The organism is Nocardiopsis sp. CC223A (assembly GCF_030766825.1).
Classification (GTDB): domain Bacteria; phylum Actinomycetota; class Actinomycetes; order Streptosporangiales; family Streptosporangiaceae; genus Nocardiopsis.
Genome location: NZ_JASFDV010000107.1, coordinates 1 through 19185 on the forward strand (window position 1 = coordinate 1; position 19185 = coordinate 19185).

The following is a 19185-nucleotide window of genomic DNA, read 5'->3' on the forward strand; positions in this document are numbered from 1 at the left end:
CCGGACGGGGCGGTGCCGCCCCGGGGCTCCCGGGGCCGGCAGGCGGAACATTGTCCGCGATCAGGACGAACGGGCCGCCGACTGCGCGCGGAGGGAACCTTTTCGGCACGATGGGACTCACAGGACGGGGAGGGAACCACCCGCCCCACCGATGGGAGGAACCACGTGAGCATCACCCCCTCCGAGGCGATCATCGCCCGGTTCAACGAGCTGTTCGACGTGCTCGACACCGACGGGGACAAGTACGCCACCTGGGCGGACTACCAGCGGCTGGTGGACCGGTACATCACCGGGTACACGCTGGACCCCACCGAGCCCAAGGCGCACGCGATCGAGACGGCCTACCGGTCGCTGTGGGACCGGCTGGTGCGGTACTCCGGCGTCCAGGACCGGCTGGAGCGGGAGGAGTTCGTCGCGGCCATGCACGCGGCGTCGGAGGACCGCAGCCGGTCCAACGCCGCCGAGGCGGTGGCCGAGGCCGTGTTCGACCTGCTGGACGAGGACGGCGACGGGCGGATCAGCCTGGCGGAGTTCCTCGTGTACGCGGCCGCGCTGGGCGCGGGCGAGGGCGACGCCCGCACCCGGTTCGCGCACGTGGACACCGACGGGGACGGGGACATCAGCCGGGAGGAGTTCGTGCTGTCGGCCCGGCAGTTCCTGTTCGGCGAGGAGAGCGACTCCCCGGGCGGCTTCGTCTTCGGCGTGGTCTGAGCGCAGGACCGTGCACGCGAGGGGGCCGCCGCCCGGTTCCGGGAGGCCGCCCCCTCGTGCATGTCCGGGGTCCGGGGCTGCCCCTTCACCTCGTCGGCGGTACGCGCTGACCTACAACCAAATGGTTGTAGGTGATGAGGCCGCCGACCGGCTGTTCCACGCTCTGGCCGACGCCACCCGACGCGACATCCTCTGGCGCTCCGTCGAGGGTGAGCTGTCCGTGTCCCGGCTCGCCGAGCCGTACCCCATGAGCTTCGCCGCGGTCCAGAAGCATGTCGCGGTGCTGGAGCGGGCAGGACTGGTGACCAAGGCACGGCGGGGCCGGGAGCAGCGGGTGCGCACCGAGCCCGACGCCGTCGCGCGGGCCAGGCAGGCCCTCGACCACCTCGGATCGCTCTGGCGCGGCCGGGTCGACCGGATGGCCGGCCTCCTCGCGGGAGCCGCGGAATCCGCATCGGAGAGCACCCATGGAGAAGAGGGAACGGAACGATGGGCATGACCGGCGTCGAGAAGGACTTCGAGAACCTCACCGTCACACTGACCGCCGAGTTCAACGCACCGGTGGAAGACGTCTGGTCCCTGTGGGCGGACCCCCGCCGACTGGAGCGGTGGTGGGGCCCGCCCACCTATCCCGCGACGGTCGAGGAGCACGACCTGACCCCGGGCGGCAGGGTCACCTACTACATGACCGGACCGGAGGGTGAGCGGTTTCGGGGCTGGTGGGGGGTCATCGCCGTGGACCCGCCGAACTCGCTGGACTTCGAGGACGGCTTCTCGGATTCCGACGGGGCCCCGGCCCCCGGAATGCCCACGACCAGGGGGCGCGTCGAGATCTCCGAGAACGGCGAAGGCGCACGCATGGTCATCCGCTCCACGTTCTCCTCCAAGGAGGACATGGACCGGTTGCTGGAGATGGGCATGGTCGAGGGCATGGAGGGCGCGATGGGCCAGATCGACGCCCTGCTCGCCGGCTGAGCGCCACCGGCCGTCATTCGGTGTCGTCCGACATCCGGTCCAGGTCGTCGAGGGTCGCACTCATGATGTTGCGCCCGGCATCGACGTCGGCACTCCGACGCCGAATGTCCTCGGGAGTCGGCTCGGCGACGCGGGTCACGCGCACCGGGTGGAGGGTGATCGTGCCGTTGTCATCCCTCTCCACCTCGTAGTACTCGCTACCGGCGATCTTCTCGCCCAGGTTGATGCGGCCTCTGCTTCCGGTCTTCACGAGTTCCATGGCCCCTCCCAATTCGACCGCTGTGGGCAATACCCACAATGCCCGCCTAGGGCGAGTGGTCAGACTTCGCGGTCCGGGCCGCGGGGGATGCGCGGCACGAGGGCCTGCCCCAGGGCCAGGACGTGGTTGGCCACCCCTGCGGGGAGCGGGCGCACGTCGGCGGGCGGGATGCCGTGGCGGGCGGCGACAGCGGCCGCGATCGTCTCCATCGCCGCCGATCCTCGCACGCCCGCCCGGCCCCCGCCGCCGTTCCTCCGGGAGGCGGCGCGGCCATGGACCGGCGGTTCAGGGCCGTTCGGCGGCCGCGAAGTGGGCGTCGACCGCGGCGGCCACACCCGCGCGGACGCGGTCCCAGCCGATCCCCCGGGCGAGCAGTTCGGTGTTGAGGTCGGCCGCGACCGCGCCCAGGAGCACGTGGGCCAGGTGGTCGGCGTCGGGCAGGCCGGCGCACAGGAGCTCCAGGTGCCTGTGCCAGAACACGTACGCGCCGGTCCTGAACCTGGCTCCCGGTGCGGCGGTCTCCGACAGCCGCACCAGGTCCAGGTGGTCGGCCAGGTAGGTGATGTAGGCCGAGAAGAACGCCTGGACCCGTTCGCGGGGCGGAGCGCCGGGCCCCAGGGGCGGGGGTCCGAAGACGATCCCCTCCTGGAGCTCCCGCTCCTTGCGGTCCAGGAGCGCGGAGACCAGGCCGGACTTGTCGCCGAAGCGGCGGAAGACCGTCCCCTTGCCCACCCCGGCCTCCCGCGCGACGGCGTCCACGCTCAGCGCGTCCGTGCCGCCCTCGGCGAAGAGGCGGCCCGCGGCCTCCAGGACCCGGACCCGGTTGCGGGCGGCGTCGGCGCGCTCCTCCGGCGGTCGGGGCAGGATCCGGAGCAGTTCATCGTTCACGGCCGCCATCCTACTCGACAAGCGGACCCCGGTCCGATTAAACTCCCCACAGGAAGCGGACCCAAGTCCGCTTCTCTTCGCCACAACAACCGGACCACGGTCCGATTCGGAGGACGAGATGACCGCCCTGATCAGCCGCGAAGAACTCAGGACCCACATCGACGAGGGGAGCATCACCGTGCTCGACGCGCTGGGAGGCGCGTACTACGAGCAGCAGCACCTGCCCGGAGCGATCGCGCTGACCGCCGACGAGGTGGCGGACCGGGCCGCGGACCTGCTCCCCGAGCGGGACGCCCTGATCGCCGTCTACTGCTCCAACCCCGCCTGCGGCAACAGCCAGGCGGTGGCCACCGCCCTGGAGGGCCTCGGCTACACCCGTGTGCGCAAGTACCGGGAAGGCATCCAGGACTGGGTGGAGGCGGGCCTGCCGGTGGACAAGGGCTGATCCGTGCCGCGCGGTCCCCGGCCGGGGACCGCGCGGCGCTCCTCAGGGCTCGGGGACGGAGGCGATGAGGGCCGCCAGGCCGTCGGCGTCGAGCAGATCGGTGGGACGGACCGTCTCGTTGGCGCGAACGTAGTGGAAGGCCGCGCGGACCTCGTCCAGCGGCACGCCCTGGAGGTCCGCCCACGCCAGCCGGTACGCCGCCAGCTGGACGCCGACGGCGCGGCGCTCCGCCGCGTTCTGCGGCGGCCGCCCCGTCTTCCAGTCCACGACGTCGTAGCCCTTCTCCGGTTCGTGGAACACCGCGTCCATCCGCCCGCGGACGAGGCGGTCCCCGATCACCGTCTCGAACGGCACCTCCACCTCGACCGGGATCCGCCCGCCCCATTCGCTCTCCTCGAAGAGCCTCTGGAGCTCGGCCAGGTCGTCGTCCTCCCCCGCCGTCTCGTCCGCCGCCCCCGGAAGTTCGTCCAGGAGCGTCGCCGTGCCCAGCCCGAAGCGGCGTTCCAACCAGGTGTGGAACGCGGTCCCCCGCCGGGTGTGCGGGGCCGGGGGCCGGGGCAGCGGCCGGCGGATCCGGCGGGCCAGACCCGCCGGGTCGCGGGCGAGCCACACCATGGAGGACACGGACAGGTGGTCGGGCAGCTCCACCGGCACCGTGCCGTCCTCGGCCCGTTCGGCCTCGCGGGCGCGGTGCGCCAGCAGCAGCCCCGTGTCGCGCTCCCACCCCTGGAGCCGCCGCCCCAGCTTCTCGTAGCGCGCCGGGTCCGGCGGTACCGCCCTGCCCTCCCGCAGCGCCGCGCGGGCCCGCTCCACCAGTGCCGCGCCGGCCTCGATCTCCGTCAGGCGGGTGACCGCGCCGTCCACCCGGGCGAGCGTGTCCGGGGTGGCCTCGCCGTCGCTCTGCGGGTCCCCCCGCAGGGGCGGCCACACGGCCTCGCCCTCCTCCTCGTCGTGCGGGTTGGTCTCGTCGAGCTCGGGCGGGTCGGCCCAGTCGATCACCCGCCCCGCCCCCTGCTCGCAGGCCTCGCGGATCTCCTCCAGGAAGACCGAGGGCCCGCGCGGCGTGGTGCCGGTGCGCCCCCACCAGTGCCCGGTGCACACGAGGAGGAAGGACGCCCGGGTGACCGCCACGTAGGCGAGGCGGCGCTCCTCCATGAGGTGGCGGGCGGTCTCCGCCTCCTTGAACGCGGCGATGCCCTGCTTGTCCACACCGGTCAGCTCGGGCAGGCTCGCCCGGTCGCCGCGCAGCGGGTACGGCAGCAGGTGGTCGGCCTTCACCCAGGCCAGGGAGTTGCGGGCGGCCGCCGGGAACACCGGGTTGCGTCCGCCGCTGATGCCCGGCACGAACACCACCGGCCACTGGAGCCCCTTGGCACCGTGCATGGTCATGAGCTTGACGCTGTCCGACCCGCCGACCCGCTCCCCCGGGGCCAGGCCGCTCTCGTTCTCCTCCGCGGCGCGCAGGTAGCTCAGGAAGCCGCCCAGCGACGGGTCGTCGCCGTTGCCGACGAACCGGACGGCGTGGTCCACGAACGCGTCCAGGTCGGCACGGGCCGACAGCGGGTCGCGCCCGCTGCGGGCCGCCACCTCGATGTCCAGGCCCAGCACGCGTTCGACCTCGGTGATCAGGTCCGGCAGCGGCTGGCCCACGAGCTTGCGCAGGTTGCGCAGCTCCTCGGAGAGGCGCAGCAGGCGCGCGTGCCCGGTCTCGGAGTAGTTCTCCGCCGGCCCCGGGTCGTCGACCGCGTCCACCAGGCTGCCGCTCTCCGCGGTGAGGTCCAGGACGGTGCGGCGCAGCACGTCGTCCCCCGGGTCGTCCGGGCCGTCCCGGGTGAGGTCGCGGCGGGAGTGGCGGGCCAGCTCGGTGGCGCGCGCCCCCAGGGAGGCCAGGTCGCGGGGGCCGAACCGCCAGCGCGGCCCGGTGAGCAGGCGGGCGAGTTCGTTGCCCGCGGCGGCGTCGTGCACCACCCGCAGGGTGGCGATGATGTCGCGCACCTCCGGGACGAGCATCAGCCCGCCCAGGCCCACCACCTCGACCGGGACGCCGCGCGCCTCCAGTTCCTCGCGCAGCGCCGGGAACTGGGCGCGGCGGCGGCACAGCACGGCGATGTCGCCCGGGGACACGCCCCCGTCCTGGGCGCTCCCGGACTCGCCCGGCGGCCAGGGCATCCCGTCCGGAGCGGTCTCCGGGTCACGGCGCACCCCCTTGACCAGGTCGGCGATGCGCGCGGCGATCCAGGCCGCCTCCTCGGACTCGGTGCGGAACAGGGCGACGTCGGCCCGCCCGCGCCCGCGCCGGGCCGGCCCCGGGTACAGCACCGGGACCTCGGCGGCCTCGGCGCGCAGCTCCTCGGAGATCCACCCGGCGACCCCCAGGACGCGCTCGCCGTTGCGGAAGCTGGTGGACAGCTTGCGGACGGCCGCGGGCCGCCCGGGGGCGGCCGGGAAGTCGGTGGGGAACCGGGTGAGGTTGGCGGCGATCGCCCCCCGCCACCCGTAGATGGACTGGCAGGGGTCGCCGACCGCGGTCACGGCGTGGCCGTCCCCGAACAGGGAGCGCAGCAGCACGAGTTGGGCGTGGCTGGTGTCCTGGTACTCGTCCAGCAGCACGACCCGGAACCGGCTGCGCTCCACCAGCCCCACCTCGGGGTGGTTCTCGGCGATGCGCGCGGCCAGGCCCATCTGGTCGCCGAAGTCCATGGCCTCGCGGGCGTGCTTGGCGTGGTCGTAGCGCTCCACCAGGGGCAGCAGCTGCTCCCGGCGGCGCTGCGTGTTCACCAGGTCGCGGGTCTCGGCCGTGGGCCTCTTGGGCAGGGCGTCCACCTGGGCCTGGATCCACCGCCCGATGCCGCGCACCCGCTCGACCGTGGTGAGGTGGTCGGCGATCTCCCCGGACAGGTGCAGTACGCGTTCGATGACGGTGTCCGCGCCCACGGTGACCAGGTCCATGGGGCCGTCGTACTCGCCGACCACCCGGGCGGCGAGCTGCCAGGACTGGCCCTCGCTGAGCAGCCGGGCGGTGGGCTCGACGGCCTCGCGCAGGGCGTGGTCGGCGACGATGCGCCCCGCGTAGGCGTTGTAGGTGGACACGGTCGGCTCGCCGTCCAGGACGCCCTCGCCGATGACGTCGTCGCCGAGCCTGTCGCGCACCTGGTCCAGGCGTTTGCGCACGCGTTCGGCCAGCTCGGCGGTGGCCTTGCGGGTGAAGGTGAGGCCCAGGACCTGCTCGGGCCGCACGTACCCGTTGGCGACCAGCCACACCACGCGGGAGGCCATGGTCTCGCTCTTGCCCGATCCCGCGCCGGCGATGACCACGGCGGGTTCGAGGGGCGCGGAGATCACCTCGGACTGCTCGGCGGTGGGTTCGGGCTGCCCGAGGACGCGGGCGAGTTCCGCGGGGGTGAACCGGGGGTGGGCTTCAGACATGTCTGCCCTCGTCTTGGACCGGGCAGCAGGCGCGCACGGCGCACGACCTGCATCCCTTGTTGCGGGTGGCGGTGAACCGGGAGCCGCCCATACCGACGGCGACCTCGGTGACGAGGTCCTGCGCCCAGCGGGGGTCGGGGTCCTCGCCGAGGGGGCGCTGGACCTGTTCGCGGGCGTTCTTGAGCTTCTCGCCGAGCTGGACGAGCATCGCCCCGCCGGGCTGTGCCAGGCCGAGTTCGGCGAAGGCCCCCTTGAGCACGGCCATCTGGTAGACGCCGAGCTGGGGGTGGCGGTCCAGGTCCTCGGCCTTGGCGGCGCCGGTCTTGATGTCGACGACGACGGCGCGGCCCTGGTCGTCGCGTTCGAGCCGGTCGACCCGGCCGGTGATCTCGATGCCGCCGACGTCGACCTTGAACCCCTCCTCGGTGACGACGAGTTCACGGTCGTTGGCGGCGTCCCAGGTGAGGAGTTTGCGGACCATGGTGTCGGCGCGCTCGCGCTGCTTGTCGGCCTGCCAGGGCCCGCCGAAGTCGAGGTCGGCCCAGATCTCGTCCATCCGCCGGGAGATGTCCTGCGGCGGGGTGCCCTGGGCGACCAGGACGGCGACGGCGTGCACGACGGTGCCCAGCGCGGACGCCGAGTCGCCGGAGGAGGCCCCGGCGGCGCGCTCCAGCAGCCAGCGCAGCTGGCAGTTGGTGAAGCTCTCCACCTGGGAGGGCGACACCCGGATGGTGTCGCCCTCCTCGGCCAGCGGCCGGTCGTCGGAGAAGGGAGTGAGGGCGTACCACTCGGCGGGGTCCGCCCCGCGCACCCCCTCCTCGGCCAGGCGGGCCAGGTGGACGGCGGCGGCGTCGCGCAGCGCCCCGGGGGCGTTCCGGTCGGTGACCACCGAACGCAGGTCGGCGACCAGGGACGGCAGGGACAGCCAGCGCACCCCGGTGCCGACGGGTTCGGGGTCGCCCACGCCCATCTCGTTGAGGAACCGGGAGGGCCGCTGCTCGGCGTCGTCGCCGCCCACGGCGGTGACCACGAGGGTGTGCCGGGCGCGGGTGAGGGCCACGTAGAACAGGCGGCGCTCCTCGGCGAGCAGCTTGGAGGCCAGGGCGGCCCCGGAGGAGTCGGCGCCGTGCACGTCGGCGTCCACCAGCTCCTCCACACCCAGCAGGGAGCCGCGCAGGCGCAGGTCGGGCCAGTCGCCCTCCTGCACCCCGGCGACCACCACCAGCCCCCACTCCAGCCCCTTGGAGCGGTGGGCGGTGAGGATGCGCACGGACTCGCCCTCGGGGGCGCGCTCGGCGAGGCTGTCGCCGGGGATCTCCTGGGCGGCCAGGTCGGCGAGGAACCCCTCGGGGGTGCCGGGGGGCAGCCGGTCGCAGTAGCGGGCGGCGCTCTCGAACAGGGCGACCACCGCGTCGAGGTCGCGGTCGGCGGCGGCGCCGCGGCGGCCCCCGGCGAGGCTGGCGCGCAGCAGCCGGTCGGCCAGGCCGCTGTCGCGCCACAGCCGCCACAGCACCTGTTCGGCGTCGGCGCCGCGGGCGTCGAGCTCGCGGACGGTGGCCAGTGCGGTGGCGATGCGCAGAGCCGGCGCGGCCACCTCGGGTTCGACCAGGGCCAGGTCGGCCGGTTCGCGCAGGGCGTCCACCAGCAGCAGGGAGGCGGGCCGGTAGGTCCCGTCACCCTCACCGTTCGCGCGTTCGGCGGCGGCCCGGTCCAGGTCCAGTCGGCGCAGGGCGCGGGTGAGGCGGCGCAGGCCGATGGCGTCGGCGTCGCCGAAGGGTCCGGTGAGCAGGTCGCGGGCGGCGTCGTCGTCGAGCTCGGCCGGGTGCAGTCCGAACCGGATGAGGGACAGCAGCGGCCGCACGATGGGCTCGGCGGCCACCGGCAGTTCGTCGGCGCCGACGGCGACCGGCACCGACGCGGCGACCAGGGCGCGGCGCAGCACCGGAAGCTGGCGGGTGGCCGAGCGCACCAGGACGGCCATCTCCGACCAGGGGACGCCGTCCACCAGGTGGGCGCGGCGCAGGGTGTCGGCGATGACCGCCGCCTCCTGGGTGGGGCTCTCGGCCATGAGCAGCCGCACGTTCCCGGCGGGCACCCCGGCGGCGGGGACCAGGGCGCGGTGCTCGTTGACGCGGCCGGGCGCGGAGGCGACGGCGGGCAGACGGCGGGTGATCGCGCGCGAGGCGGCCAGCAGGTCGGAGCCGCTGCGGCGGGAGGTGCGCAGCGCCACCACGGGGGCGGGCGTGCGGCGGATCGTGCGGAAGCGGTCGGGGAACTCCAGGATGCCGCGCACCTCCGCGCCGCGGAACCCGTAGATGGACTGGTCGGGGTCGCCGACGGCGATGAGGTCGCGGCCGTCGCCCGCCAGGGCCTGGAGGAGTTCCTCCTGGGCGGGGTCGGTGTCCTGGTACTCGTCGACGAACACGATCTCGCGGGCCGAGCGCTCGCGCTCCTGCACCTGCGGGTCGGAGAGCAGGCCGGCGGCGATCCGCACCAGTTCGGCGTAGTTGAGGGTGGGCACGGGCGCGATGTCGAACCGGCCGTTCATCCGCGCCAGGAACCCGGCCGCGGCCTCCCAGTCGTCGCGGCCGCGCTCGCGGCCCAGCCGGGCCAGGGCGTCGGGGCCCAGACCGCGCTCCTCCGCGCGCATGAGGAAGTCGCGCAGCTCCTCGGCGAACCCGCGGGTCTCCAGGGCCGGACGCAGGCGTTCGGGCCAGGCAAGGCCGCCGTCCTGGGCCTCCCAGCGCAGGAGTTCGCGCATCTCCATGAGCTGTTCGGGCCCGGACAGCAGCCGGGGCGGCCGGTCTCCCATGCGCTGGAACTCGCGGCGGATGAGCGCGTAGGCGTAGCCGTGGAAGGTCAGGGCGAGGGGCTCGCGGGTGGTGCGGCGCAGCCGTCCGGTGATGCGCTCCCGCAGTTCCTGGGCGGCCTTGCGGCCGAAGGTGAGGACCAGGACGCGGGAGGGGTCCACGCCTCTGTTGTCGATGCGGTCGACGACGGCCTCGACGATGGTGGTGGTCTTGCCGGTGCCGGGACCGGCGAGCACCAGGAGGGGGCCGCCCTCGTGGTCGACGACCTTGCGTTGGTTCTCGTCCAGCACCGGCGGCGGCTGCACCCGGTGGGGGCGCCGCACGAGACGGTACGGGGATGTGTTCACCCCACCAGTTCACCAGAGGGTGCCGACCGTCCCGGACGGCACGGGGAGCCCGCGGGGTGCCCTCAGCCTCCGCTTTCCCCGTCCCATCGGGCCTTGCGCATGTCCACACGGTCGCTTCCGGGCCGCAGCGGAGTGGCCTCGGCGGCGTAGTGCGACAAGGCTCTCACCTCGTGCCCGGAGGCGGGTCTGCCGTCGGCGCGGACCACCCGCCACCAGGGGACGCCGCCGCCCCAGGTGGACATGACGGAGCCGACCTGGCGGGGGCCGCCCCGGCCCACGTACTCGGCGATGTCGCCGTAGGACATCACCCGTCCCGGCGGGATCCGCTCGACCACGGCCAGGACCTCGTCGGCGTACTCGTCGGGCCCGCCGTCCTCATCGGTGAACACGGCCACACCCTAGCGAGGGCCGCCGACGGACGCGACGCCGGGAACACCGGGGGCCGGGCGGACAAGACCGTGGCGGGGCTTTTCGACCGAACTCCCATGAGGTCATGGTCGCCCGGCCGGTCACACGCGGCGGCCCCTCCGAGCAGGCCGACCGACCCCGTAGAAGACGACCCGTCATGGGCACCGGTCACGCCGCGGGCCGGACCCGCCGAAGGTCACGGTCGCCCGACCGGTCACACGCGGCGGCCCCTCCGAGCAGGCCGACCGACCCCGTAGAGGACGACCCGTCATGGGCACCGGTCAGGCCGCGGGCCGGACCCGCCGGAGAAGCCACCGCACACCCTCACGGTCAGGCCGGGATCCGGTTGACGTGGGAACTCCAGGCGGAGTCGGGGTCGCGCCGCCGCGTCTGGCGGGCCTGGAACAGGCCGTAGGCACCGAGCACGGCGATGCCGCCGCCCATGATCCAGGCGGTCCACGCGGCCAGGGGCAGGTGGGTGTAGCCCAGCAGCCAGGGCATCGCGAACACGAGCGCCCCGATCGCCAGCACCGCGACCTCCCCGGAGAGCGCGCCGGGTCGGGTGAGGGAGACGACGGCGGCCATGATGACGCCCAGTCCGAGCACGAACAGCGCGCTCCCGCTGACCCCGTACATCCCGTGCCAGACGAAGCTCATTCCCAGCGCCAGACCGGCGGCGATCGCCACCCAGTCGGCCAGACGTCCCTTTTCACGCATGGTGCCACCTCCCTGCGGCCGGGCCGCCCCGACGGTCGACCGGCGGCCCCTGGGAGGACTTGTACCCATTCGGGCACCCGGATACGGCGGACGGCGCCGGGTCGTACCCGGCGACGTCCGTGAGCAGCAGGTGTCCGGCGAGTGCGCCCAGCCCGAAGCCGCAGGCCGTCCGTAAGCGGGAACCCCACGGCCGCAGGCCGTCCGTAAGCGGGAACCCCGCGGCCGCAGGCCGTCCGTTGAGGGCGGTGGTGGGCGACGGGCGGGCGGTGGTGGGCGACGGGAGGCCAGAGGGCCACGGGCGGGCGAGGATTGTTCACGCAGGGGCGCTGTGCCGCCTGAAAGCCGATTCCCGTCCTCCGGGCGCCCGAGCACCGGCCCGAAAGGCCCGGCGGCCGCCGACCGCCGGGCCGTCCGTTGAGGACGGTGGCGGGCGACGGGCGGAACGGGCGGTGGACCGGGGCTAGTACGAGGGCAGGCTGGGATCGACCTGGTTGACCCAGGCCAGGACACCGCCGCCGACGTGCACCGCGTCGGCGAAGCCCGCGGCCTTGACCGCGGCCAGCGCCTCGGCCGAGCGCACGCCCGACTTGCAGTGCAGGACCACGCGCTTGTCCTGGGGGAGCTTCTCGAAGGCCTTGCCGTTGAGGAACTCGCCCTTGGGGATGAGCGTGGCGCCCGGGATGCTGACGATCTCGTACTCGTTCTTCTCGCGGACGTCCACGAGGAAGATGTCGTCGGGCTTGTTGTCGAGGAGGTCCTTGAGCTCGCCCGCGGTGATCGTCGACCCGGCCGCGGCCTCGCTGGCCTCGTCGGAGACGACGCCGCAGAACGCCTCGTAGTCGATGAGCTCGGTGACCGGCTCGGTGTCGGGGTCCTTGCGGACCTTCACCTCACGCCAGGTCATCTCCAGGGCGTCGAAGATGAGCAGACGGCCCACCAGCGGGTCGCCGATGCCGGTGATCAGCTTGATGGCCTCGTTCACCATGACGGACCCGATGGAGGCGCACAGCACGCCCAGGACGCCGCCCTCGGCGCAGGAGGGGACCATGCCGGGCGGCGGGGGCTCGGGGTACAGGTCGCGGTACTGCGGCCCGTACTCGTTCCAGAAGACGCTGACCTGGCCGTCGAAGCGGTAGATGGAACCCCACACGTACGGCTTGTTCAGGATGACCGCGGCGTCGTTGACCAGGTAGCGGGTCGCGAAGTTGTCGGTCCCGTCCAGGATCAGGTCGTAGTCCGCGAAGATCTCCAGCGCGTTGTCGGAGTCCAGGCGGTCCTGGTGGAGGATCACCGTCACATTGGGGTTCACCTCCTTGATGCTGTCGCGGGCCGACTCGGCCTTGGGGCGGCCCACGTCGCTCTGGCCGTGGATGACCTGGCGCTGGAGGTTGGACTCGTCCACGACGTCGAAGTCGATGATGCCGAGCGTGCCCACACCCGCGGCGGCGAGGTAGAGCAGCGCCGGGGAACCCAGTCCGCCCGCACCGACGACGAGCACCTTGGCGTTCTTCAGGCGCTTCTGCCCGTCCATGCCCACGTCGGGGATGATCAGGTGTCGCGAATAGCGGCGCACCTCGTCCACGGTCAGCTCGTCAGCTGGTTCCACCAGCGGCGGCAGCGACACGGTGACTCCTCATGTCTGTTCGTGATGCTTCACACCGCCCGAGGCGAAAGGGCCACGGGCGCAGGGGTCGCGGGGCGCGAAGCGTGCTTGCTCTCATACCCAACCTAACGGGTGGGGTTTTCCATTCCCACCCCCCGGGGCCATGTCGGCGGCCACACCGGCGGGCACCGCTCGGGCCGCACGCCCGCGACCGCGCCCCTCCCGTCGGCAACCGCCCTGACCCGCCGATTCATTCCCCCGCCTCCCCCGCCCGCGGCGCGGCGGCGAGTAGTGTCGGTGGTACGTCCGTCAACAGGGGAGGTAACCCGTGACCGAGGACCAGAGGGCACGTCGCGCACCCGCGGAGGACCCGGGCGCCGCGGTCCCCGAGGCCGACGCAGTCGAGCAGCGGCTGTCCGCCTCCGACACGGAGGACGAGGACTGGCTGGAGCGCGCCGAGGGCGGAGAGCTCCCGGACGCGAACGAGGCCGACGTGGTGGAGCAGTTGCGCGAGGCCGGGACCGACGACGACGATCGGCGCTGATCTGCGGTCCCGACCCGTCCCGTCCGGGTGCGCGGGACGAATCCTTATGCCACAGGTAACTTACGCAGGAGTAAGATGGCGGAAAACGCCGTGGAGCGCGCTCTGTGCCAAGGACGCGCGCACGACGGTGCCAGCCACGCAGATGTCCGATGATGGCGTGCATCTGCCATGCCGAGATCGGAGGGTGTGGGTGTGACAGCTCCTTCAGACGCCCGCTCCCGGGGCACCCGTCTGCCCCGGGTCAGGCGCCGCCGACAGCTCCTCGCCGCCGCGCAGGAGATCTTCGTCGCCCGCGGTTACCACGCGGCCGCGATGGACGAGATCGCCGAGCGTGCGGGGGTGAGCAAGCCGGTCCTCTACCAGCACTTCCCGGGGAAGCTGGAGCTGTACCTCGCCCTTCTGGAAGAGCACTCCGAAGCGCTGGTCGAAAAGCAGCGCGAGGCACTGGAGAGCACCGACGACAACCGCCAGCGGGTCATCGCGAGTTTCCGCGCGTATTTCGACTTCGTGGCCGGTGACGGCGAGGCGTTCCGGTTGGTCTTCGAATCGGATCTGCGCAATCTCCCGGCGGTGCGCGAAAAGAGCGAGCAGACGTTCCAGCGCTGCGCCGAGCTCATCGGCGAGGTCATCCGGCAGGACACCAGCATCTCCGACGAGGAGGCGCACCTGCTGAGCATAGGGCTGGTCGGCATGGCCGAGACCAGCGCCCGCTACTGGATCAACACCCAGGGGTCGGTCCCCAAGGACGCCGCCGAACTGCTGGTGGCCCGACTGGCCTGGCGCGGCATCAGCGGCTGGGACCTGCACCGCGGCGGCGAGGGGCAGCCGACCGGCCAGGACTCCTGAAACCCCGCGCACACGTGAACCGCGAAGGGCCCCGGGCGTCGGACTGCTCCCTGGAAGTCGGACTGGAAATCCAGTCCCACCGACCGGGGAGCAGTCCCATGAGAGGCGAACGGCACGCTCGCCCCGGACCGGCGCGAGAAGGCGATGGCGTGGTCCAACGAACGGGTGCACACCTGCCCTGAGGGCCCGACCTTTCAGTTCACCGGTCCGACCATCGGGGACCGGTTCGGCGTCCGGGGCCCTTCGCCGTGGCGCGGCGACCCCCTCCGGGCGTACCGCCCCCGCCCGACAATGGCCGGTCACCCTTTTTCGATCAGGAAATCCCCAAGAAAAAGCAATACCTCTCGACCTGCGCCGATAAAGGATTTGAAACGGGCGCTCCGGGTATCGCCGGGGTGAGAGGCACCGAGCTTCTCTTCGCCGTTCCGAACGGCGACCTTTCGGTACGACCGAACGGAGCGACTTGGGGGTGGAGACGTCATGGATGTGGGTCAGGGTCTGATGACGGCCTGGCAGATGGTGGCGAGCTTCGTACCACTGCTGGCCGGCTTCCTGGTGGTCCTCGTACTGGGCTGGATCATCGCCTGGTTCGTGGGCAAGGGTGTCGGCAAGGCTCTGCACGGGGTCGGATTGGACCGCGCCCTCCACCGCGGCGGGGTGGGCGAGTACTTCGAGCGCAGCAACTGGAGCGCCAGCGAGCTGTGCGGCAGGATCATCTACTACGTCGCCCTGCTGTTCGTGTTCACTCTCGCGTTCAACGTCTTCGGGCCGAACCCGGTGAGCACTCTCCTGAACGAGGTCATCGCCTGGATGCCGCGCGGCATCGTCGCGCTGGTCATCGTGGTGGTGACGGCGATGATCGCCAAGGCGGTCCGCGACATCATCAGCGGGGCCCTGGGCGGTCTCTCGTACGGCCGGCTGCTGGCCAACATCGCCGCCGTGGCCATCCTGGCCCTCGGTGTCATCGCGGCGCTCAACCAGATGGGCATCGCCACGACCGTGACCACGCCGGTGCTCATCGCCGTGCTGGCCACCGTCGGCGGCATCCTCGTGGTGGGCGTGGGCGGCGGCCTGGTCCGGCCGATGCAGTCGCGCTGGGAGCGCTGGCTGGACCGCGCCGAGGAGGAGACCGGCCGGCTGGCCGAGAGGGGCAGCTACGAGGCGGGGCGCCAGGCCGCCATGGACCGCCCCGCGACCACCGGGCCGGCCGAGGCCGAGGGCACCCGCACCGCGGGGGCGAGCGCCGGCACGGGCACGCCGGGCGCGGGCGAGCGGCCCGAGAGCAGCGCCTGACGGGTACGGGCGCCACGAGAACGTGCAGTCGAGGGGAAGGGGGCTCAGGATCACAGAGGTACAAGACGAAGGAGACAAGGGAGGGCGGGGCCGTCGGCCCCGCCCTCCCGCCGTCGTGCGCCGTCGCCGGTTACATGAACTCCGAGTCCCGCAGCTCCAGGCGGGACAGGTGCTCGATCCGCCGGACCGCCAGCACCACGGTGGCGATCATGGGCAGCAGCGCCAGCCAGAAGACGACGCTGCCCGGACCGGTGAAGACCATGGAGGCCACCGCGACGACGAAGATCAGTGCGAAAAGCGCGAAGTCGACGCGATCCTGCTGGATCAGGACGCCGACCGGTGGGCGCGCCGCCCCGTGCCGACCGCTCCTCATTCGCATTCCTTTCTCGCGGCTCCTGCGGGCCGCTCCGCCAGTCACGACGTCCGGTCCGTTCCGGACCGGCATAACGCCGTGCATCCCACGTTGCATTCCGCAGGGCGCCGCTCCCGGTCGTCGGGTCGCGTGTCCGGCCGCCGTGGGTCGCCGATGTTCCCAGCCTAGGCCCGTGAAGGGATTTTCGCCGGTGAACGGGCACGGCGGGTGACCGAGGGCGTGTCCGGCGGATCGGTCCGGGCCGTCACCGGACACACCTTGGGAACAGCGCGTCGTCGGTCACATCGGCACCTGCGGATGGCAACAACCTAGCGGACGAAACCGCGCTCCTTGGCCAAGCGGCAGATCGCGAGGACACGGAGTGTCTCCCAGTCGTATTCGACGGCCGCGGAGTCCCAGCCCCGTTCGAGGCAGCCGTCGAGGAACCCGTGGAGGTAGGTGGCCAGGGTGCGGGCGGTCACCTCGCCGCCGGAGGAGGCGATGCCGTCGCACACCTGTGCGGCGTGCTGGTCCAGCTCAGCGCACATCCAGGGGTCGATCGGACCGGCGAGGGGACCGATCTTGTGGAAGTCACGGGTGAGTCCGGCCAACGGGTGGCGCACTGAGGTCCCACGGGGCATGGAAGTACCTACTCAGGGGTGGTCGAACACGGGAAACTTCATCGAGTTTATGGCCGCACCCCAACCGATCGTCACGAAAGTGTTGGAAATTACCCGCTCTTGACCAGAGTGTCCCCAAGCGCAGGTCAAGAACCCGCGCGAGGGGGAATCGGAACGGGCCGCGGTGGGTAACCTCCGACGTTCGCTCGGGTCGGACCGGTCGGACCGGGAGCCCCGGGCCGGTCTCAGGCGCTCAGGCCCATGGCCTTCAGGCGGTCGGCGTGCCGGTCGGTGAGCGAGGCGAACATGCGGCTCACCGCGGCCAGGTCGCCCAGTCCGGTGGCGTCGTCCTCCCCGGCCCCGGGCCGGTCGACGCCCTCGGTGAGCAGGGCCGCCAGGCGGGGCCGCTGCACGGCCACGGCCTGGGCCTGGCCCAGCGCCTCGCCGACCAGGCGGCGGGCCCACAGCGAGAGGCGGCCGGCCAGGACCGGGTCCTCTGCCAGGGCCTCGCGCACGGTCTCGGCGACGAACTCGGCGCGGCCGGTCTCGGCGAGGACGCCCTCGACCAGGATGCGGGTCTCGTCGTCGGCCAGTTCGGCCACCCGGCGGTAGAAGTCGCCCGCGATCCCGTCCCCGACGTAGGTCTTGACCAGGCTCTCCAACCAGGTCTTGGGCTCGGTGCGCTCGTGCCAGGCGTCCAGCGGCTCCACGAACGGGGCCATCGCCTCCTCCGGGTCGACCCCCAGCTCCGTCAACCGGTCGCTGAGCACCTGGTAGTGGGCCTGTTCCGTGGCGGCCAGCGCGGCCAGGCGGCCCTTCCCGCGCAGGGTGGGGGCCAGGACCGCGTCACCGGCGAGTCGGAAGAAGGAACCCAGCTCGGCGTAGGCCAGCAGGCCGAGGAGATCGATCACACCGGGGTTCACAGAGGGGCCTTTGGTCATGGGCGCCAGCGTATCGCCCGGCCGTTCCCACACCGAACCGGGGACTAAACGTCCGAAGGACACGGTTGCACCAGCTGGGAACGGGTAGGTCCATGCCGTCCCGCTCCGGAGAACTCCCATGTCCCCCGGACGGGTCACCGGCTAGACTCTCCGTGACGACCTGCGTGTGCGGACCGACACGGACCCCTTCCCACACCCGCGGGGACGTCCCCGCACGCAGCGGTGTCCTCCGGACGCCGCGCCCCGCCGCGTGGTCGGGCCGCCCCGAGGGCGACCGACGACCGCGCGGACGAACCCGACGAACCACGGCGGGCCCCCGAAGGAAAACGGGAGCGCGCCGAGCGGATGGATCCGATCTCCGGCCGGGAGCCCCCGGGCCACGGATCCGACGGCAGCGCCGCCGCACCGTTCCGAGCGGAACGGACGGCGAGCCGCGCCTTCCGCGGCGGCCCCCGAAGCCGCCCGCGACCGCATCCCGACGCGGACACGCCGTTCGTGTACCGCCAAGATGGAGGCCTGAGCCCTGAGCAGCACAGACGAAACACAACAGCCCCGTATCACCTTCCGCGACCTCGGTGTGAGCACCGAGATCGCCGACGCCCTGGAGGCCGAGGGGATCATCGAGCCCTTCCCCATCCAGGAGCTGGCCCTACCGATCGCCCTCGGCGGCAGCGACATCATCGGACAGGCCCGGACCGGCACCGGCAAGACGCTGGCCTTCGGTCTCCCCCTGCTCCAGGGGGCGCAGGAGGTCCCCGGGACCTCCAAGAGCCCCCGGGCCCTGATCGTGGTCCCCACCCGTGAGCTGGCCATCCAGGTCGCGGCCGACCTGACCACCGCGGGCAAGCGCAGTGGCGCCCGGATCCTGACCGTCTACGGCGGCCGCTCCTACGAGCCGCAGATCAACGGCCTCAAGGAGGGCGTCGACGTCGTCGTCGGCACCCCGGGCCGCCTGCTGGACCTGGAGAACCAGAAGCACCTGCGACTGGACAAGGTCGCCGCGGTGGTCCTGGACGAGGCCGACAAGATGCTCGACCTCGGCTTCCTGCCGGACATCGAGCGGATCCTCACCAAGATCCCGGCCGAGCGCCAGGTCATGCTCTTCTCGGCGACCATGCCGAGCGAGATCGTCTCCCTGTCCCGCAAGTACCTGCGGCAGCCCACCCACGTGCGGGCCGGCGACGACAACGAGATCGACGGCTCGGCGATCACCAGCCGGATCGCCCAGCACGCGTTCCGCACCCACCAGATGGACAAGATCGAGATGCTGGCCCGGCTCCTCCAGGCGAAGGACCACGGGCAGAGCATGGTCTTCTGCCAGACCAAGCGGGCATGCGACCGGGTCGCGGGTGAGCTGAAGGACCGCGGGTTCGCGGTCGCGGCCGTCCACGGCGACCTGGGCCAGAGCCAGCGCGAGCGGGCGCTGCGCGCCTTCCGCAACGGCAAGATCAACATCCTGGTCGCCACCGACGTGGCCGCCCGCGGGCTCGACGTGGACGACGTCACGCACGTCGTCAACTACGAGACGCCCGAGGACGAGAAGACCTACACGCACCGGATCGGCCGCACCGGCCGGGCCGGGCGCACCGGCACCGCCGTCACGTTCGTGGACTGGCAGGAGATGCCGCGGTGGAAGCTCATCAACGCCGCGCTGGACCTGGAGTTCAACGAGCCGGAGGAGACCTACTCCACCTCGAAGCACTTCTTCGAGGCGCTCGACATCCCCGCGGGCACCAAGGGGCGGCTGGCCGCCGACAAGCGCGGCGAGCACGCCGGCCTGGAGGCCGAGGAGGTCGAGGACATCGGTGACACCGGCGGGCCCCGCACCCAGCGCGGCCGCGGTGGCCGCGACCGGGACCGGGACCGCTCCGGTGACCAGGAGCGCGGCGAGGGCCGCCGCCGCAGCAGCCGGGGCGGGCGCTCGCGCCGCCGCACCCGCGGCGGGGAGAACGTCGGTGCGGGCGCCGAGGCGCCCGTCGCCGAGAAGCGCGCGGAGAAGC

At 72.6% G+C, this 19185-nt stretch carries 19 protein-coding genes; 8 read left to right on the plus strand and 11 right to left on the minus strand.

The features are described from left to right. Window positions 1-165: 165 nt before the first annotated feature. The 3 genes from QJS33_RS28305 (at window position 166) to QJS33_RS28315 (ending at window position 1686) form a co-directional block, all read left to right on the plus strand. Entirely contained in the window at window positions 166-711 is a 546-nt protein-coding gene (locus QJS33_RS28305) for an EF-hand domain-containing protein (protein WP_306371123.1), read from the plus strand. A 121-nt stretch (window positions 712-832) separates the two neighbouring features. After that, window positions 833-1210 carry a helix-turn-helix transcriptional regulator gene (locus QJS33_RS28310; RefSeq protein ID WP_306371124.1) on the plus strand — a complete coding sequence of 126 codons (378 nt, stop codon included), beginning with the start codon at window positions 833-835 and terminating at the stop codon, window positions 1208-1210. Next, window positions 1207-1686 carry an SRPBCC domain-containing protein gene (locus QJS33_RS28315; RefSeq protein ID WP_306371125.1) on the plus strand — a complete coding sequence of 160 codons (480 nt, stop codon included), beginning with the start codon at window positions 1207-1209 and terminating at the stop codon, window positions 1684-1686. Before QJS33_RS28310 ends, QJS33_RS28315 begins: the two co-directional genes overlap by 4 nt. 13 nt (window positions 1687-1699) lie before the next feature. On the opposite strand, the gene QJS33_RS28320 is transcribed toward QJS33_RS28315, so the two are convergent. The 3 genes from QJS33_RS28320 to QJS33_RS28330 form a co-directional block, all read right to left on the minus strand. Then, window positions 1700-1945, minus strand: coding sequence for a hypothetical protein (locus QJS33_RS28320; RefSeq protein WP_306371126.1), 246 nt, complete (start codon window positions 1943-1945; stop codon window positions 1700-1702). A gap of 59 nt (window positions 1946-2004) precedes the next feature. Beyond that, complete coding sequence (locus QJS33_RS28325; protein ID WP_306371127.1) at window positions 2005-2154, minus strand: hypothetical protein; 150 nt, start codon at window positions 2152-2154, stop codon at window positions 2005-2007. A gap of 76 nt (window positions 2155-2230) precedes the next feature. Then, complete coding sequence (locus tag QJS33_RS28330) at window positions 2231-2833, minus strand: TetR/AcrR family transcriptional regulator (RefSeq protein ID WP_306371128.1); 603 nt, start codon at window positions 2831-2833, stop codon at window positions 2231-2233. Between the two features lie 118 nt (window positions 2834-2951). Between QJS33_RS28330 and QJS33_RS28335 the strand changes: the two genes are divergently transcribed. Further along, a complete protein-coding gene (locus QJS33_RS28335; RefSeq protein ID WP_306371129.1) occupies window positions 2952-3278 on the plus strand; it encodes a rhodanese-like domain-containing protein in 327 nt (108 codons plus the stop codon). Between the two features lie 42 nt (window positions 3279-3320). On the opposite strand, the gene QJS33_RS28340 is transcribed toward QJS33_RS28335, so the two are convergent. From QJS33_RS28340 to moeZ, 5 genes are all read right to left on the minus strand, one after another. Continuing rightward, window positions 3321-6704: an ATP-dependent DNA helicase gene (locus QJS33_RS28340; RefSeq protein WP_306371130.1), complete on the minus strand. Its 3384-nt coding sequence runs from the start codon at window positions 6702-6704 to the stop codon at window positions 3321-3323. Then, the gene (locus QJS33_RS28345) at window positions 6697-9837 is read right to left on the minus strand and encodes an ATP-dependent DNA helicase (RefSeq protein WP_306371141.1); all 3141 of its coding nucleotides are present in this window, start codon (window positions 9835-9837) and stop codon (window positions 6697-6699) included. Before QJS33_RS28345 ends, QJS33_RS28340 begins: the two co-directional genes overlap by 8 nt. Window positions 9838-9923: 86 nt before the next feature. Continuing rightward, a complete protein-coding gene (locus QJS33_RS28350) occupies window positions 9924-10250 on the minus strand; it encodes an MGMT family protein (protein WP_306371131.1) in 327 nt (108 codons plus the stop codon). A gap of 349 nt (window positions 10251-10599) precedes the next feature. Then, window positions 10600-10986 carry an SPW repeat protein gene (locus tag QJS33_RS28355; RefSeq protein ID WP_306371132.1) on the minus strand — a complete coding sequence of 129 codons (387 nt, stop codon included), beginning with the start codon at window positions 10984-10986 and terminating at the stop codon, window positions 10600-10602. 460 nt (window positions 10987-11446) lie between these two features. After that, window positions 11447-12610, minus strand: coding sequence for an adenylyltransferase/sulfurtransferase MoeZ (gene moeZ / locus QJS33_RS28360; protein WP_306371133.1), 1164 nt, complete (start codon window positions 12608-12610; stop codon window positions 11447-11449). Between the two features lie 307 nt (window positions 12611-12917). Here moeZ and QJS33_RS28365 point away from each other — a divergent pair, with 307 nt between their 5' ends. The 3 genes from QJS33_RS28365 to QJS33_RS28375 all read left to right on the plus strand — a co-directional run bounded on the left by QJS33_RS28365 (window position 12918) and on the right by QJS33_RS28375 (window position 15272). Further along, complete coding sequence (locus QJS33_RS28365) at window positions 12918-13133, plus strand: hypothetical protein (RefSeq protein WP_306371134.1); 216 nt, start codon at window positions 12918-12920, stop codon at window positions 13131-13133. A 192-nt stretch (window positions 13134-13325) separates the two neighbouring features. Then, window positions 13326-13979 (plus strand): TetR/AcrR family transcriptional regulator, encoded by a 654-nt coding sequence (locus tag QJS33_RS28370; protein ID WP_306371135.1) that lies wholly within the window; start codon window positions 13326-13328, stop codon window positions 13977-13979. A 480-nt stretch (window positions 13980-14459) separates the two neighbouring features. Continuing rightward, complete coding sequence (locus QJS33_RS28375) at window positions 14460-15272, plus strand: hypothetical protein (protein WP_306371136.1); 813 nt, start codon at window positions 14460-14462, stop codon at window positions 15270-15272. A 130-nt stretch (window positions 15273-15402) separates the two neighbouring features. Here the strand turns inward: QJS33_RS28375 and QJS33_RS28380 are convergent, their stop codons facing one another. The 3 genes from QJS33_RS28380 to QJS33_RS28390 form a co-directional block, all read right to left on the minus strand. Continuing rightward, window positions 15403-15645: a hypothetical protein gene (locus QJS33_RS28380; protein ID WP_306371137.1), complete on the minus strand. Its 243-nt coding sequence runs from the start codon at window positions 15643-15645 to the stop codon at window positions 15403-15405. Window positions 15646-15953: 308 nt separating this feature from the next. Then, window positions 15954-16265 (minus strand): DUF6401 family natural product biosynthesis protein, encoded by a 312-nt coding sequence (locus QJS33_RS28385; protein WP_306371138.1) that lies wholly within the window; start codon window positions 16263-16265, stop codon window positions 15954-15956. A gap of 224 nt (window positions 16266-16489) precedes the next feature. Next, a complete protein-coding gene (locus tag QJS33_RS28390; RefSeq protein WP_306371139.1) occupies window positions 16490-17185 on the minus strand; it encodes a ferritin-like fold-containing protein in 696 nt (231 codons plus the stop codon). Window positions 17186-17762: 577 nt separating this feature from the next. Between QJS33_RS28390 and QJS33_RS28395 the strand changes: the two genes are divergently transcribed. Then, a partial coding sequence (locus QJS33_RS28395; RefSeq protein ID WP_306371140.1) for a DEAD/DEAH box helicase occupies window positions 17763-19185 on the plus strand: 1423 nt, incomplete at its 3' end.

Bases quoted from the DNA above. Each gene is read 5' to 3' on its own strand.
- QJS33_RS28385 (WP_306371138.1), bottom strand. From the start codon at position 16,265: ATGCCCCGTGGGACCTCAGTGCGCCACCCGTTGGCCGGACTCACCCGT.
- QJS33_RS28355 (WP_306371132.1), bottom strand. From the start codon at position 10,986: ATGCGTGAAAAGGGACGTCTGGCCGACTGGGTGGCGATCGCCGCCGGT.
- QJS33_RS28390 (WP_306371139.1), bottom strand. From the start codon at position 17,185: ATGACCAAAGGCCCCTCTGTGAACCCCGGTGTGATCGATCTCCTCGGC.
- QJS33_RS28315 (WP_306371125.1), top strand. From the start codon at position 1,207: ATGACCGGCGTCGAGAAGGACTTCGAGAACCTCACCGTCACACTGACC.
- QJS33_RS28310 (WP_306371124.1), top strand. From the start codon at position 833: ATGGTTGTAGGTGATGAGGCCGCCGACCGGCTGTTCCACGCTCTGGCC.
- QJS33_RS28380 (WP_306371137.1), bottom strand. From the start codon at position 15,645: ATGAGGAGCGGTCGGCACGGGGCGGCGCGCCCACCGGTCGGCGTCCTG.
- QJS33_RS28340 (WP_306371130.1), bottom strand. From the start codon at position 6,704: ATGTCTGAAGCCCACCCCCGGTTCACCCCCGCGGAACTCGCCCGCGTC.
- QJS33_RS28325 (WP_306371127.1), bottom strand. From the start codon at position 2,154: ATGGAGACGATCGCGGCCGCTGTCGCCGCCCGCCACGGCATCCCGCCC.
- QJS33_RS28335 (WP_306371129.1), top strand. From the start codon at position 2,952: ATGACCGCCCTGATCAGCCGCGAAGAACTCAGGACCCACATCGACGAG.
- QJS33_RS28320 (WP_306371126.1), bottom strand. From the start codon at position 1,945: ATGGAACTCGTGAAGACCGGAAGCAGAGGCCGCATCAACCTGGGCGAG.
- QJS33_RS28375 (WP_306371136.1), top strand. From the start codon at position 14,460: ATGGATGTGGGTCAGGGTCTGATGACGGCCTGGCAGATGGTGGCGAGC.